The organism is Psychrobacter pacificensis (assembly GCF_018336615.1).
Taxonomy (GTDB): Bacteria; Pseudomonadota; Gammaproteobacteria; order Pseudomonadales; family Moraxellaceae; genus Psychrobacter; species Psychrobacter pacificensis.
Map to the genome: position 1 here is coordinate 559990 of NZ_CP048752.1, position 13783 is coordinate 573772.

A 13783-nucleotide genomic window follows, 5' to 3' on the forward strand; every position below is an offset into this window, starting at 1 on the left:
TCAAAAATTAACCAGTCTATAACTTGCGTGATATCTCTATCATTCAAATGATATCCCAAAAAATGCCCATCCAAAATCTGGATGGGCATTTTTATTTTTAGCGCTAGCAAGTTTTATTAGCTTAATAACAGGCTAGTCGTCTAACAAATCCATTTGCTTGGCGGCTTCATAGATACCGTTTGAGCGGTTACCCGTACGGCAAAAGATAAGCATTGGCTGCTCAGCTTGGTTAAAGAAATCTGCAAATGCTTCGACATGGTGCTGAGTCAAGCCATTACCTGAGAATGAAATCTCTTTATAAGCAAGTCCTGCTTCCTTAGCAGCGGCTTCAATCTCTGCGCTGGTTGGCTGATTTGGTTCTTCACCGTCAGGACGGTTGTTGATAATGGTTTTAAAGCCATTTTCGGCAATCATAGGGACTTGGTCAGGGGTGATCTGTCCGGTAAAGCTAACTTCATGGCTCATAGGAGCTCCTTTTTTATTGGTTGAGTTGGTGGTGTAAAATACATTTATGATTGAGCCAAAGCGAGCAATATGACTATAGCAAGCCCTGCATCAATGCGCTTTGATACAGCAGTTTGGCGCGTGCGCCCGTACCGCAAAACATCAATATGGGCTTTGGCATCGCATGATAAAACTCAGCAAACTGCTCTACGGTCAGCATACTCAAGCGCTCATCATCGAATGGTAGATGATGATAGGTTAAGTTTGCTTCTTTTGTAGCAGTTGCCAAATCACAGCTGTTAGGCTGTGTTTCGATCTCAGCGTCTGGACGTATATTGAGTACTGAGCGATAGCCAAGCTCGGCAATTTTGATACATTGGCTTGGATAAATTTGCTTATAAATCGTTAGGTCATTGGTCATAAATAGCTTCAGTTATCGTTATTAATATATATTTATTATTGAGCTCGTGGCAGAGATGATAAAAATAAGGTCATGCATTGTTGAGACTGAAACGACGGGTGATATGTGTTTATGTACCATTAGCCTATGTTCAGTCAATCTAGCATAACACAGGCTCTATCATAGCGATATTGTACGATAGACGACAGTAGCGATTAAAAGCGCGGTACAAAAATAATGACGCAGCTAAATGTCTTTCAAGGCATCGACGGCATCTAACGTACTGAGATATACCTGCCCTGACAGCTCACTAATGAGCGGGGTCTGCCCGATGATATCCATGACAGGGCCCTTAATAAAACTAAAATGTAAGCGCTTGTTTTGCAGCGCAAGCTCTTTATTTAAGGTACTGAGCATCTCTTGTGCTGTCAGATCAATATGATTGACCGCGGCCATGATCAAAATAATTTCCTGCGCTGCTGGATATTGCTGCATTGCATTTAGAATACGGCGGTGTACCGATTCACTATTGCCAAAAAACAGACTCTCATCGATACGCAGCATCAATAAATTGTCAAAAGTCACCACATCGTGACGATTGATATTGCGAAAGTGTCCGGTACCGCCCAGCTGTCCCACGATGGCGACATGTGGCTTACTTGATTGCCAGATGAGACTGGCGAATGACACCATTAGCCCAATAACCAAACCCGTATTTAGCCCAAATATGAGCACACCGACGAACGCTGCCAAAAAGCTAGCTCCATCCAAGCGATCGCGTTGCCAAGCAGACTTTAAAGTCGCAATATCTATCAGACCAATGATAGAGGCCATGATGGTTGCACCGAGTAACGCATAAGGCAAGGGTGCAAGTGCATTACTAAAGGCAATCAGCGCGGCAATCATTACCAGCACCGTCACAAGGCTGGCAAGGGGTGTCTTTGCTCCAGAATCTGCATTGATCGCCGTGCGTGAAAAGCCACCTGCGACCGCAAAGCTCTGGAACAGTCCGCCAGATAGATTGGCAAGACCAAGACCCGTCAGCTCATGGTTGGCATCGAAGCTCTCACCGCGCAAGCGTGCGTAAGTACTGGCAACGGAACTGCTAGAGACAAAAACAATTAGTGCCATCAATCCTGCGGTCGGCAAGAGTTTGAGCGCTTCTTGTAGGTCGGTCATATGCGGTAGTGTAAAGCTGGGTAGACCATGCGGGATACGACCAATGGTCGCAACCCCTAACGAATTCCAGTGCAATAGAATACTTAGAACGATAGCAATACCCAGTAAAACCAATGGAAATAAACGTTCGGCCCATTTGGCATACGATGATGACAGCCATGTTCGCCATACCCATTGACTCGCGTAGCGGTTAGCGACCAAAAGTACAAACGCGATAATACCAATCACTAAGGTCAGCGGATGCACCTGACTGGCATAGCGCTGCATGGTAGATAAATAGCCAACCAAGCTGCTACCAGCGATAGGTATCGCCATCAGATACTTCAGCTGACTGACAAAGATAAGCACTGCCGCGCCGCTCACAAACCCTGCTGAGACGCCGCGACTGATAAACTGCATAATCCAGCCAAGCTTTAGCCGCCCTGCAATCCACAGTAATGCCCCTACCATTAATGCCAATAAACTCGCCATCAGGGCATACTGCTCTGTGCCTTGCTCAGCATAAGGCAGTAGACCACTGGCCGTCATGATGGCAGTGATTGCAACGGGCCCAACAGCTTGTACGTTGCTAGAACCAAGCCAAGCATAGACGAGTACAGGCACGATCGCAGAATACAGACCATACACGGGCGGCAGACCAGCAAGTACCGCATAACCTAGGCTTTGTGGTATCACCAGTACGCCCACCACCAGTCCTGCGACCAGATCAGTCGGTAATGCTGTGAGCTGGTATTGGCGCAGCCAAGTAGGAATCAGACGTGCAGCGATAGAAGACATATCAATACATCACCAAGATAGAAAGCAGTATAAAACAGTCAGGCGAGTACGGCATTATTCGGTTTTGGCACAAAATCTCTGATAAAGCAGATCTAATACGGCTAAAGCATCATCACTTGCGATACGATAGTAAATTTGCTTGCCCTCACGGCGAGTGGCAACCAGCTCATCCTTACGCAAGATACCCAGTTGCTGCGACAAGCTTGGCTGTCCAACACCAACCAACCCCTCAAGCTCACCGACGCAGTACTCACCTTGTGTCAACTGACAAAGTAAAAGTAGGCGATCAGGATGAGAGAGCGACTTTAGTAATTGGCTGGCCTGCATCGATGCTTGTTGCATTTGTTTGGCAAGATCAATAGATGAAAAGTCGGCGCTATCAGAGGACGTATCATGGTTAGCGCTATGAGTAGATGTACTCATTGATGAAATAGAAGTAGCCAGAATAAGCTCCTTATATAATAGGGCAGTCACTGCCATATTATTTTCAATAACATAGGGTTGATTATCAATGATATCGCGCCACATAGCAAGATATAATTATTTACATTATATAAATTGATAAAATGTATTGCAGTTGCTATATTAGTAATAACAAAAAAATCGTAATGATAAGCAATCATTATATACGACTCAATATCATACTTAAGCGTTAATTGAATATAAAAACCACATTGCCATAACACTCAAACACTCATAAATAGACAAAGAGGCAGCCATGCAAGTTCATTCTTTCTTAGATAGAGACACAGAAACCTACACACATGTACTGGCTGATGTCGAGCAGCAGCTATGTGCCATGATTGATCCAGTATTAAACTTTGATGCAAAATCAGGTAGGACGAGCACAAGCAGCGTTGACGAGGTCATTGAGTTCGTACGTGAGCGCGGTTGGGCGCTGAAATACATTATTGAGACGCACGCTCATGCGGATCATTTATCGGCGGCGATCCATGTCAAAGAAAGCCTGGGTGGACAATTGGTCATCGGTCAGCACATCACTGAAGTACAAAAAATATTTAAGCAAATCTTTAACTTTGATACCAGTTTCCGCACCGATGCCAGTCAGTTTGATATTTTGACAGACGATGGTGAGACGTTAGCGCTCGGCAGTATTACAATCACAGCCATGTATGTGCCAGGTCATACTCGTGCTGATATGGCCTATGTGGCGGCTGATAATGAGAAAACAGTGGTGTTCGTCGGCGATACGTTATTTGCCCCTGATGTGGGCACGGCTCGCTGTGATTTCCCAGGTGGTGACGCAAAGACGCTTTATCGCTCTATTCAAAAACTGCTCGCACTCCCTGAAGATACTGTGATGTATCTGTGCCATGACTATCCGCGTGAGAGTCGCCAGCACTGCCCAACGACTACCGTTGCTGCCCAAAAATTAGAAAATATCCATGTCAAAGACAGTATCAACGAAGCAGAGTTTGTGCAAATGCGTGAGCGCCGCGATGCAACCTTGGACATGCCGCGTCTGATTATACCAGCGGTACAAGTGAATATTGATGCGGGGAACTTTCCCGCGCCAGAGGACAACGGTACGCGCTATCTAAAAGTACCTATCAATGTCCTTGGTGAATAAATCAAAGCGTGTCATGACTAAAAAATGTGATATATCGCATCGCGCTGTAGGGTAGGCACTTATCTATAAATGACTATGCTAAAATTATTGATACAAACCGATCGAGACACTCCAGAACAATTAAAATAGGACACAGATAATGAGTGAACACAGTTTTCATTTAGTATGCCTGCATTGCCAGGCCACCAACCGTGTTCCGGCTGCACGGCTAAGCGCTGCACCGAAATGCGGTAAATGTAGTCAATCATTATTGACCGCAAGCCCGCATGAGCTTAATGCACAAACGGCCAATAAGGTTATCCAAAAAAACGACGTATTGACCATCGTAGATTTTTGGGCGAGCTGGTGCCAGCCGTGCATTATGATGGCACCAGAGTTCAAGACGGCTGCTGGTCAATTGCCGCAGGTAGTGTTTGCCAAAGTACAGACGGATAAATACGAGCAAGCGGCAGCCCCTTATAATATCCGAAGCTTACCGACGATGGTTGCCTTTAGAAATGGTAAGGAAGTCGCGCGTCAGTCAGGCGCACTACCAAGCAATCAAATCATCCAGTGGGTGCAAAGCCTGCAGGCGTAGGGCTTAGTAAAGTAGTATTACTCAGATTAGATTATGACTCATCAAAGTTATAGCCATAAAAAGCCAATATGCTGAGCGCGTATTGGCTTTTTTGTTATGCCACGATTCTATCTTAACGAGAGTGCAGATCGCTAAATCTTATTCACCATAAATCTTGATGCCATTGGCAAAGCTACAACGTTGAATACGGGCAGATTGGACAATCGCATCGCGCTCACCATAGAGCCGCGATAACTTTGCGTCACGCGCTTTGGTATTATTGCTTTTGCCAACCCCAAAGCTAATATTGGGAGAGATACCCCAGCGTCCTGCAGAAATCCCCACGCCCACGCCGGACGCTGCAAAAGTAGATTGCTCATTGCGCGCCGCTTCGACATAACGGTTGACGCGATTGTATTCTTGGCTCAATGCTTGGCAATCATAGTTTTGATAAGTGCTGGGCGGCACATATTGCGGCGTGACATTGCCCGTAGAGGCACAGCCTGAGAGCGCAAAAACGCCAACTGTTGCCAGTAGTGTCGCTTTGGTAAACGTTTTCATAGTGGCTCCATTAAGCTAAGTAATTGCATTTATATCTATTTAAGATAGCAAAAATAGCATGTTTAAGATATTGAAAAAATATAAATGGTTAAATATTTTACGGTCTTAACGCCTGCTTATGCGATAGCAATACGATATTTACTCAAAATATTAAAGCGCTGCTACAACGACAATTCCTTATCAAAATAGGTTGGCGGGTTTGACAAAGGCGAGTATTACAATGCCAACATATGCGATAGCTGCAATTAGGATACCTGTTTTGCTCTGAGTGGGTGTCGCAAGGGCATTAAAGGCTTTGATGCTTGAGCTAATCGCTGCGATAAGTAAGATGATTTTGGCAAATACCCACTGTACAGGCGCATTAACACTCATCAGTTGCATGAGCATGATCGCACCTGATACGATCAGTAATGCATATATAATATGAGTGGCGATTTTGACCACGCGTGGCGCGCGTCTATTTGCGCTGAGCACTAAGTAGCTCTGATATAAGAACAGCACAATGGTCAGTACTGCCATCAGCATGTGTAGATGTTTCATCGAATATTGCTCCTGCTAGAACTGCATTATATGGGCTTATTTAAAACATTTTATTGTCAGCTATTTATTTTGACCCGCGCATAATGGACTGTCAGGGCTTTGACCTTGCCACTCTGTCGGTGTATAAGCATGAATGGCTAAGGCATGTACTTGACCGCCTTGTGACGTCAATAAAGGCGTGACCAATCCATATATTAGCTGATGACGCCCGACCAGTCGCTTGCCCTCGAATGCCTCACTGACAATAGTGAGCTTAAAGTGGCTTTCTTTACCTTCGAAATAGCCAGCATGGACCATCGACTCATTGATTAGTTCAATGTGCTGCGGCTCTAGAGCCTGTAGCTTGGCATGAAGTGCATCGGCGGTAGGTGTAGTGCTCATAACAATCCTTCAATGTATATTGCGCAATTCTATTAGGCAATCTGCAAATGATATCTATCGGCATTATAGCAGACATAGAAACCAGTATAGCGCGCGTTTTAAGACCTCTTAAATTGTGACAACCATAAATAATAAAAGTAAAAAAGCAAAGCGCAGCTCAGAGTCTGTACTTTGCTTTTTGGTATTTGCGCACTTCATGAGTCGTAGCTTAATACGCTAAGTCACGTGTTAACGACGCGCCTTTTGATACAGTGGCATTACTTTTGGCATCAATGATTGTAGCTCCGCGATACGGCTGCTGCTCGTTGGGTGAGTGCTTAGGAATTGAGGCGGCTCGCCTTGGCTCGCACGCTGCATTTTTCGCCATAAAGTAATAGCGGCCTGCGGGTTATAACCTGCGCGCGCCATTAACTCAAGACCAATTTGATCGGCTTCGCTCTCTTGGGTACGACTGTGCGGACGGCTCAAGCCTAGATCGCCAGCAACGCTTGCTAGCTGCGCTTGACCTTGTGATAGACCAAAGATACTAGCAGCAACACCGATACCTGTTTGGGTCGCGTATTCGCGTGAGATGCGTTCACGTGAGTGCTCACGTAATGCGTGAGAGATTTCATGACCCATGATCGCAGCAATCTCATCATCAGTTAAGTTCAGACGGTCAATAATGCCTGAGTAAAACATAACCTTACCACCTGGCATAACAAAAGCATTCAACTGATCAGATTTGATCGTGTGTACTTCCCATTTCCATTTTGCTGCATCTGCACGATAAACACCCACTTGACCAACCAAACGATTAGCAATTTTTTTCAAGCGATTCAATTGGGCGGTATTGGTATCTAATACACCTTTTGATCTTGCATCTTGCAGTGTCTTCGCGTAGCTCTGTGCAGATAACTGCAGTACTTGCTCGCTAGAAACCAACAATAACTGCTGACGATCGACGCCGACGGCACCAGTATTGGTCGTACTGGTACAACCAGTCAATGTTAGCGCGGACAATGAAGCCGCCATCACACCAGTGGTCAATAGTTTTTTCATAAAAAGCATCCTCTCGATAAATGGTAAAAAGAAAAATCAAACAAAGTAAATCGCGTTGCAGCAAGTAATGGCGCTATTTTTTATGGCTCTTTATCGACGCCCAATCACCTACTAAGACAGTAAAAGCCTGTTTAAGCTATCATTGTAAATAAGTATAATAATGTTAACCAAGTAAAACCAAGATAGGAAAAGTAACAATAGAGCGTATGATTGTAAGTGTAATAGACATTGTTCATAATGAAGTAACGTTTTGCTTTTAGTGATAGCAAAAAAATTTATAATCTTTTACAAACGTGACGTAAGGTAAACTGTGGACTGATAGGGTTTAACCGAAGTAGTAGGTATCAATGTCAGAGGATAAACCTCAAAGTGCTATTATTAATATGAAATAATTTATATTTTTCTAAAAGAAATTCCGTTTTTAAATCAATTGCTTATGTGGTATTTTCTCAAAAACGAAGGTCTGGACTGGAAATATCAGCCATAATTTTTAAAAAAGGTGTTGACACCCACAGAATATTTGCTAAAATAGCCAGCCTATCGAGACGGAGTGGTTGTTAACAACACGATGATTCGATAATAAGCGGGAATAGCTCAGTGGTAGAGCATAACCTTGCCAAGGTTGGGGTCGAGAGTTCGAATCTCTTTTCCCGCTCCAAATATGGCTTGAAAAAGCGCAAAAAGCCTCACTTTATAGTGAGGCTTTTTTTTATGCGTAAAATCCGACTTAGCGCTACTTTTTAGATAAATAATGGAAGATAAAGGACAGATCGACGCTCTATGGAAAGAAGAGAATATAGCAATAGCTGTCATGGGTGCTATGCACTAGGCGTATCAACTTAAATACTTGAGTACTTTTGTAAATACCCCATTCTTAACACAATATCATCGTAGAATAATTAAGCCACCTGCCTGTACTCAGCAGGTGTCATATCATTAAGTGAATCATGGGGTCTTTCGTTGTTATAAACCTTGATCCAGTCTTCAGTCAGCTTACTAACCTCGTTTAAATTACTAAAAAGATAACAGTCTAAAACCTCATTGCGGTAACTGCGATTAAACCGTTCAATAAAGCATTCTGATAAGGACAGCCAGGCTCGATATAATCAATATAGATGCCATGAGCTGATGCCCAATCAGTGAATACGCTAGATGTAAACTCACTGCCGTTATCCACACGAATTTGCTTAGGATAGCCATGCCACTCAGCTAGTTGATCAAGGTAACGAATTACTCGGAGTGAAGGCATACTGGTACCAATATCAATGCCTAATATAGTCAATCCACTATAAAAGCGTTACAGCGTTAACCTTGCTTGAAGTATGACAGATACATCTGCACTCGGCTGCCTTGTACCACTCTCAAATTGGATCAACTATACTTCACGGTTGTAATCATCAATCACATTAAAGGTTCGAAAGCGAATATTGTTGTGTAGTCTGTCGCTCATAAAGTCCATAGACCAAGTATGACCCAATGCGTTTGGCACACTTAACGGCTGGGGGTTACGTGCTGGTAGCCGTCTTTTAGACTTACGGCGTAGGTTTAAGTTTAACGCGGTATAAACACGGTGTACGCGCTTGTGATTCCAAGAATAGCCAAGCTTACGTATGCGTTTAAAGCACTTTGGGAAACCCCAACGATTGTGCTTGTCAGTAAGCTTGTTTAAGACATCAATAATCTCACTATCATCAGATAGCTTAGGCTTATAGTAGTAAGCGGTTCGACTTATGCAGACAACCTGACAACTCACTGCAATGCTGACATCATACTGCGCCTGTAATTCTTGCGCCCAGACTTTGCGCTCGGGTACAGGCGCTATAGCTTTTTTATGATCTCTTCGGGCATTTGCGCTTTAAGGCTTAAATCAGCATACATCTGTTTAAGCCTACGGTTTTCTTCTTCAAGCTCTTTTAGTCGTTTGACATCAGAGGCTTCCATACCGCCATACTTGGATCTAACTTCGCTATCGCTTCGTCTTGCGTTACTAAAACAGTCTCCCAGACTGTTTTAGTAACGTTCCTCATTATAAAAGTCGAGCTAGCAATCCCGTATTTACGACACAGCTTTTTAGCAGGTATCCCAGCGTCTTCTTCTTTTAATATGGATACTATTTGGGTCTCAATCATTCGTTTGCTCATATCAAAACTCCTGCTGGTATTTTAGCAGTTAGCTTCTACTTTTAAGTGTTATTATTTTTTTGGGGTGATTACCATTTAACGTCAAAAACATAGTTTCTAGGCTCTAAAATATAATCATTATCAATTATTATGATTTTTCCTACCTAGTGGTCGTTATTTCTCCTTGAATGGTCGAGTAGAAATGTGACCTGACCCCGTATATAGAATATAATAACAGTCACTACGGAAATTTGTTTACGATTACGCTATAGTTTCTGTACCTAAAAATACATTTAATTATTCGTATTCAATTATCATAATTCCTTAAGTGCAAGTAAGCATATTTAAGTTATACTAATGTTTATATAGTCAATTCAGCTTAACATAATTTGATATTGCTCGATTGTGCAAGTGTCTCTAATCGAGAATTATCTCAACACAGAAAAATAGGAAAAAGTATGTCAAATATCAATGAGTCTTTACAAGAGTTAATGGATCTTGATGGTGCGATGGGTGCCTGCATTGTGGATTATATGTCAGGTATGGTGTTAGGCACGATTGGTGGCGGTGTCGATCTTGAGCTGGCTGCTGCCGGTAACTCACAAGTTGTAAAGGCAAAAGTAGCAACGATGAAATCACTCGATATCAAAGGTGAAATCGAAGATATGTTGATCACACTAGAGTCTCAGCTACACATCATTCGTCCGACAGCCAGTCATGAAGATTTATTTATCTACTTAGTACTTGATAAATCAAAAGCGAACCTTGCATTGGCACGCCGTAAAGTACAGTCAATCGAAAGCAAACTAGAAATATAATTTGACCAAAATCAATTGAGCCAGTCACTATAGTGAAACCATTATAAAATGGTATAGCAAGATTAAACGCTATTTTTCGCAGCCTCTGGAGACGCAGTCACAGCAAGCAAGAAAAGTAGCGTTTAATCGAGCGCATTTCCTATGCTGTATCAATTTTATTGAGGTTCTACTATAGTTTATTGATTCTGCTTTATTACATCTGATGTATTACCTAGGATACACAATAAGGTCAAATTCGTTATATACAGTATGTATATAACGAATTATTAATTTATACATAGTTATAAGAACTTAATTAAATTTTAGATGTTCTATCAAATGGTGGCAAAATGAAATGTATTGCATACGTCAGCAGAGTGCCTATCAAAGATCGCAGTATTCGTATGCCTAGTGGATTATCAGACATTATTAGCGTCTCTAGTAAACACAATCCACAGTCACACATCACAGGCATCATATCCTATCGTGAAGGGCAGTATCTTCAGGTGCTGGAAGGTCCTGATATTGAAGTAGATAGACTGATGGCTAAGATATCATCTGATACTAGGCATGAAAATATCTGGGTTTTTCTGAATAAAAGTGTAACTGAACGTAGCTTTCGTAATTGGGGCATCAGCGTGTTCGACTTTGTGGATCAAGGCACTTTTTTTGATGATTTTATTGAAAAAAATAGCGTTGTCTTAAACAGTTTCGATGAGCAGCAAACAAAACGTATTCAGCCATTTTTTGATATACACAAGTCTAAGACCGCCTCCCAAAAGGATTATAAAGGTAAAAGTCTCAAATTATTGGCTTGGCCTGACCTAAATCATGTCAGTAATCCTCAAATGATTATGGATTTATGTGTCAAACTGACAAAAAAACCTTATCCGTTTGATACATTGGTCGCTAGTGGTGAGTTTGGATCTTCTCCTCAAGTCACAGAAATAATCAATGGGTTTGATCAATCAGGTATACTGAGCGTGACAGAGACACAGCCGTTAGACGAGCCAAAGGTTAATGAAAAAAAGCCTAATAAGTTTTATGGCGCGATCAAGAAATTCTTAGGAATGAGGTAAAAAATTGAATTATCAGAAGTTAGCTATCATTGGTGAAGTAGGCGCTGGAAAAACTCGAATGGTTAAGACGTTGAGTGAAATCAGCCCTTTTGAGACAGAGGCAAGATCGAGTATCGATATTGGTAAAGAGTACACGACTGTCGGTATTGATTATGGCAGAATTACTTTATCTGATGATATGGCACTAGGTATCTATGGAGCTCCAGGTCAAGAGCGTTTTTCTTTTTTGTGGGAATTTGTCAACTCCTCTTTGTGGGGCTTGCTCATCTTAATCAAGCATGGCGAGACGCCTGATTATGCAAATTTAGATAAACTGCTACACTTTTTTGCACCAGCAAAAAAGCAGACGACCTGTATCGTTGGTATTACTCACTGCGAAGATGCCGATAAACAAAGCGTGGCTGTGCTCGGACAAGAGATCAGAGTCATGCTGATGGAACACGATATAGTCGCGCCTGTGATCAATGTAGATCCAAGAAACAAAGAGTCCGCTGTGTCTCTATTATCATTATTTAATACCCTGAACAATCAAGGTTGATGTTAGATATGACTACACAAAACGAAAAATCACCTGCAAAAATAGCACTTTTGGGTCACATGAAAGCGTTGTGTGAGGCCAATAGAGAAATCGTATTGGTCAGCTTATGCACCACAGATGGTTTTCCTATTAGCTGCTTCTCGATCAAAGAGTTGAGCAACCAATCTGACAAGTTTGCGGCGATGAGCAGTACGCTATCAGCGCTCAGCGACTCATCAGCTGCCCAGATGAAACAAGGTAAGTGCGATATCACAATCGTTGAAGCCACGTCTGGCAATATGCTATTTGTCAAAACAGACTATATCGGCAAACCATGTGTATTGACCGTTGTGGCACAAGGCAAGATGGCATTAGCAGAAGCAAGATATAAGACTAAGAAGCTGATTGGTGAAATCTCATCTATTACCGAGTAACGTGAAATTATTGCTAGTAGATCGTTTCTTAGAGTAGCTGCAACGCTATACTTTGTAAAAGATTAGGGCGTGTTGAACATTCGCAAATAGGCACTGCTGATCGCTAAAATGGTTCCAGACAAGGCACAAAGCGACGATAATGCAGATGCCTTAGCGAGATTTGTAACGCAGTATGGGGCAATTTTAGCATCAGCCCCAACGATAAAAGCAGGGGACAGGACTCTTTTTTGCCGCTTCATCGTTAAAAATAAGCGCTTAGAATGACTAAACTTATTATTTTTAACATCGAATCGCCTAAAAAATAGTCGCTGTCAGTGCCATGGTCGAATGTTCAACACGCCCTAACCTTGCTTAATCAAATCTTATCAAAAATCATCCCAATACGGATGATCACCAAAGCGCTCAGCAATGAAGTCAATCAAATAACGACAACGCTGCGATAAAAACCGATTTTTTGGATAGACGGCATAAGCGTTTAGTATTGGCAATTGATACTGCTGCAAAATCGGTACTAGCTCGCCACGCGCCAGCTTTTTATAAGCGATGAAAGTTGGAATGACGGTAATGCCATGTCCTTTTACTGCCAAATCCGTTAAAAACTCACCATTGGTGGCTTTAATTTTGGCGTTCATCGCGTGATAATGTTTTTTTCCTTGGGCGTCAATCAGCTCTATATTGTTTGTTTGACCAAGACTGTATTGCAAAAACTCATGCTCCTCCAAATCTTCTAATGTATCAGGTGTGCCCATTTTTTTTAAATAGTCGGGGCTGGCGCAGATGACGCAACGAATCCGTGCCAGCGGCTTTGCTTGATAACTAGAATCTCGTAGCTCTCTGATTCGAATAGCCAGCTCATATCCTTCTTCAATCAGATCAACATGCCGATCAGAAAAATCCAATTCAAACTTCAGGTTTGGATGCTGATTGGCGTATTCATCAATCACATCAGTCAGATGCATAAGACCAAACGATAATGGCGCGGTCATCTTTAGCGTACCCCCAATGCGCGTTGGCGTATCATTGGTAGTCTCGTTCAAGGCATCAACCGCGTTTAAGATACTGTTGACCTGCTGATAATACTGCTCACCTGCTTGTGTCAAGTGAGAGTGGCGCGTCGTACGGCTGATCAACTGAGTGCCTAGGCGTGCCTCCAAGTCTTTTAGGCGGCGGCTGACGGCTGACTTTGCAATATTTAATTGTTCGGCGGCTTTAGTGATGCTGCCTGCCTCGACAATGCGTACAAACATTGCCATGTCTTCTAACTGTCCCATTATCGATGCCTCATTATTGTTCTAATAAAAAGAATAGTTATTTGCACTTATGTCTGTTTATCTCTATATAGTCAACAATTATAATAGATACATTG

The 13783-nt window shown here is 42.5% G+C and carries 18 protein-coding genes, 1 tRNA gene and 1 pseudogene; 7 read left to right on the plus strand and 13 right to left on the minus strand.

Annotated elements, in window-relative coordinates:
- Positions 1 to 132: 132 nt before the first annotated feature.
- The 4 genes from GYK50_RS02405 to GYK50_RS02420 all read right to left on the minus strand — a co-directional run bounded on the left by GYK50_RS02405 (position 133) and on the right by GYK50_RS02420 (position 3280).
- Entirely contained in the window at positions 133 to 465 is a 333-nt protein-coding gene (locus tag GYK50_RS02405; protein ID WP_212564185.1) for a protein tyrosine phosphatase family protein, read from the minus strand.
- Positions 466 to 538: 73 nt separating this feature from the next.
- Entirely contained in the window at positions 539 to 865 is a 327-nt protein-coding gene (locus GYK50_RS02410; protein ID WP_093069340.1) for a protein tyrosine phosphatase family protein, read from the minus strand.
- A 225-nt stretch (positions 866 to 1090) separates the two neighbouring features.
- Entirely contained in the window at positions 1091 to 2800 is a 1710-nt protein-coding gene (locus GYK50_RS02415) for a SulP family inorganic anion transporter (RefSeq protein WP_212564186.1), read from the minus strand.
- Between the two features lie 54 nt (positions 2801 to 2854).
- Positions 2855 to 3280 carry an ArsR/SmtB family transcription factor gene (locus GYK50_RS02420; RefSeq protein WP_228724536.1) on the minus strand — a complete coding sequence of 142 codons (426 nt, stop codon included), beginning with the start codon at positions 3278 to 3280 and terminating at the stop codon, positions 2855 to 2857.
- A 238-nt stretch (positions 3281 to 3518) separates the two neighbouring features.
- Between GYK50_RS02420 and GYK50_RS02425 the strand changes: the two genes are divergently transcribed.
- The gene (locus tag GYK50_RS02425) at positions 3519 to 4391 is read left to right on the plus strand and encodes an MBL fold metallo-hydrolase (protein WP_071003011.1); all 873 of its coding nucleotides are present in this window, start codon (positions 3519 to 3521) and stop codon (positions 4389 to 4391) included.
- Positions 4392 to 4530: 139 nt separating this feature from the next.
- Positions 4531 to 4968, plus strand: a complete 438-nt coding sequence (gene trxA, locus GYK50_RS02430) for a thioredoxin (protein ID WP_212564187.1) — start codon at positions 4531 to 4533, stop codon at positions 4966 to 4968.
- A 138-nt stretch (positions 4969 to 5106) separates the two neighbouring features.
- Here trxA and GYK50_RS02435 read toward each other — a convergent pair whose 3' ends face one another.
- The 4 genes from GYK50_RS02435 to GYK50_RS02450 all read right to left on the minus strand — a co-directional run bounded on the left by GYK50_RS02435 (position 5107) and on the right by GYK50_RS02450 (position 7470).
- Positions 5107 to 5508 (minus strand): hypothetical protein, encoded by a 402-nt coding sequence (locus GYK50_RS02435; protein ID WP_071003013.1) that lies wholly within the window; start codon positions 5506 to 5508, stop codon positions 5107 to 5109.
- Positions 5509 to 5688: 180 nt separating this feature from the next.
- Positions 5689 to 6048: a SirB2 family protein gene (locus tag GYK50_RS02440; protein ID WP_212564188.1), complete on the minus strand. Its 360-nt coding sequence runs from the start codon at positions 6046 to 6048 to the stop codon at positions 5689 to 5691.
- 60 nt (positions 6049 to 6108) lie between these two features.
- The gene (locus GYK50_RS02445; RefSeq protein WP_212564189.1) at positions 6109 to 6429 is read right to left on the minus strand and encodes a BolA family protein; all 321 of its coding nucleotides are present in this window, start codon (positions 6427 to 6429) and stop codon (positions 6109 to 6111) included.
- 228 nt (positions 6430 to 6657) lie between these two features.
- Positions 6658 to 7470, minus strand: a complete 813-nt coding sequence (locus GYK50_RS02450) for a M48 family metallopeptidase (RefSeq protein WP_212564190.1) — start codon at positions 7468 to 7470, stop codon at positions 6658 to 6660.
- 583 nt (positions 7471 to 8053) lie between these two features.
- Here GYK50_RS02450 and GYK50_RS02455 point away from each other — a divergent pair.
- Positions 8054 to 8128 (plus strand) — tRNA-Gly (locus GYK50_RS02455).
- A 241-nt stretch (positions 8129 to 8369) separates the two neighbouring features.
- On the opposite strand, the gene GYK50_RS12780 is transcribed toward GYK50_RS02455, so the two are convergent.
- The 4 genes and pseudogenes from GYK50_RS12780 to GYK50_RS12795 all read right to left on the minus strand — a co-directional run bounded on the left by GYK50_RS12780 (position 8370) and on the right by GYK50_RS12795 (position 9474).
- Positions 8370 to 8561, minus strand: coding sequence for an integrase core domain-containing protein (locus tag GYK50_RS12780; RefSeq protein WP_420070481.1), 192 nt, complete (start codon positions 8559 to 8561; stop codon positions 8370 to 8372).
- A pseudogene (locus tag GYK50_RS12785) lies at positions 8501 to 8743 on the minus strand (DDE-type integrase/transposase/recombinase); the annotation flags it as partial. The pseudogene GYK50_RS12785 and the gene GYK50_RS12780, both read right to left, overlap by 61 nt.
- 102 nt (positions 8744 to 8845) lie before the next feature.
- Positions 8846 to 9223 (minus strand): IS3 family transposase, encoded by a 378-nt coding sequence (locus GYK50_RS12790; protein WP_420070468.1) that lies wholly within the window; start codon positions 9221 to 9223, stop codon positions 8846 to 8848.
- Positions 9224 to 9288: 65 nt separating this feature from the next.
- Positions 9289 to 9474 carry a transposase gene (locus GYK50_RS12795; RefSeq protein WP_420070482.1) on the minus strand — a complete coding sequence of 62 codons (186 nt, stop codon included), beginning with the start codon at positions 9472 to 9474 and terminating at the stop codon, positions 9289 to 9291.
- Positions 9475 to 10048: 574 nt separating this feature from the next.
- On the opposite strand from GYK50_RS12795, the gene GYK50_RS02465 reads away from it, so the two are divergent.
- The 4 genes from GYK50_RS02465 to GYK50_RS02480 all read left to right on the plus strand — a co-directional run bounded on the left by GYK50_RS02465 (position 10049) and on the right by GYK50_RS02480 (position 12417).
- A complete protein-coding gene (locus GYK50_RS02465) occupies positions 10049 to 10408 on the plus strand; it encodes a hypothetical protein (RefSeq protein WP_071003016.1) in 360 nt (119 codons plus the stop codon).
- A 329-nt stretch (positions 10409 to 10737) separates the two neighbouring features.
- On the plus strand, positions 10738 to 11466 hold the full coding sequence (locus GYK50_RS02470) for a BLUF domain-containing protein (RefSeq protein ID WP_212564191.1): 729 nt from the start codon (positions 10738 to 10740) through the stop codon (positions 11464 to 11466).
- Positions 11467 to 11470: 4 nt separating this feature from the next.
- Positions 11471 to 12004 carry a GTP-binding protein gene (locus GYK50_RS02475; RefSeq protein ID WP_212564192.1) on the plus strand — a complete coding sequence of 178 codons (534 nt, stop codon included), beginning with the start codon at positions 11471 to 11473 and terminating at the stop codon, positions 12002 to 12004.
- An 8-nt stretch (positions 12005 to 12012) separates the two neighbouring features.
- The gene (locus GYK50_RS02480) at positions 12013 to 12417 is read left to right on the plus strand and encodes a roadblock/LC7 domain-containing protein (RefSeq protein WP_212564193.1); all 405 of its coding nucleotides are present in this window, start codon (positions 12013 to 12015) and stop codon (positions 12415 to 12417) included.
- A 365-nt stretch (positions 12418 to 12782) separates the two neighbouring features.
- On the opposite strand, the gene GYK50_RS02485 is transcribed toward GYK50_RS02480, so the two are convergent.
- Positions 12783 to 13688, minus strand: coding sequence for a LysR family transcriptional regulator (locus GYK50_RS02485; RefSeq protein WP_212564194.1), 906 nt, complete (start codon positions 13686 to 13688; stop codon positions 12783 to 12785).
- Positions 13689 to 13783 lie beyond the last annotated feature (95 nt).

Bases quoted from the DNA above. Each gene is read 5' to 3' on its own strand.
- GYK50_RS02420 (WP_228724536.1), bottom strand. From the start codon at position 3,280: ATGGCAGTGACTGCCCTATTATATAAGGAGCTTATTCTGGCTACTTCT.
- GYK50_RS02465 (WP_071003016.1), top strand. From the start codon at position 10,049: ATGTCAAATATCAATGAGTCTTTACAAGAGTTAATGGATCTTGATGGT.
- GYK50_RS02440 (WP_212564188.1), bottom strand. From the start codon at position 6,048: ATGAAACATCTACACATGCTGATGGCAGTACTGACCATTGTGCTGTTC.
- GYK50_RS02445 (WP_212564189.1), bottom strand. From the start codon at position 6,429: ATGAGCACTACACCTACCGCCGATGCACTTCATGCCAAGCTACAGGCT.
- GYK50_RS02485 (WP_212564194.1), bottom strand. From the start codon at position 13,688: ATGGGACAGTTAGAAGACATGGCAATGTTTGTACGCATTGTCGAGGCA.
- trxA (WP_212564187.1), top strand. From the start codon at position 4,531: ATGAGTGAACACAGTTTTCATTTAGTATGCCTGCATTGCCAGGCCACC.
- GYK50_RS02425 (WP_071003011.1), top strand. From the start codon at position 3,519: ATGCAAGTTCATTCTTTCTTAGATAGAGACACAGAAACCTACACACAT.
- GYK50_RS02410 (WP_093069340.1), bottom strand. From the start codon at position 865: ATGACCAATGACCTAACGATTTATAAGCAAATTTATCCAAGCCAATGT.
- GYK50_RS02480 (WP_212564193.1), top strand. From the start codon at position 12,013: ATGACTACACAAAACGAAAAATCACCTGCAAAAATAGCACTTTTGGGT.
- GYK50_RS02435 (WP_071003013.1), bottom strand. From the start codon at position 5,508: ATGAAAACGTTTACCAAAGCGACACTACTGGCAACAGTTGGCGTTTTT.
- GYK50_RS02450 (WP_212564190.1), bottom strand. From the start codon at position 7,470: ATGAAAAAACTATTGACCACTGGTGTGATGGCGGCTTCATTGTCCGCG.
- GYK50_RS02470 (WP_212564191.1), top strand. From the start codon at position 10,738: ATGAAATGTATTGCATACGTCAGCAGAGTGCCTATCAAAGATCGCAGT.
- GYK50_RS02405 (WP_212564185.1), bottom strand. From the start codon at position 465: ATGAGCCATGAAGTTAGCTTTACCGGACAGATCACCCCTGACCAAGTC.
- GYK50_RS02415 (WP_212564186.1), bottom strand. From the start codon at position 2,800: ATGTCTTCTATCGCTGCACGTCTGATTCCTACTTGGCTGCGCCAATAC.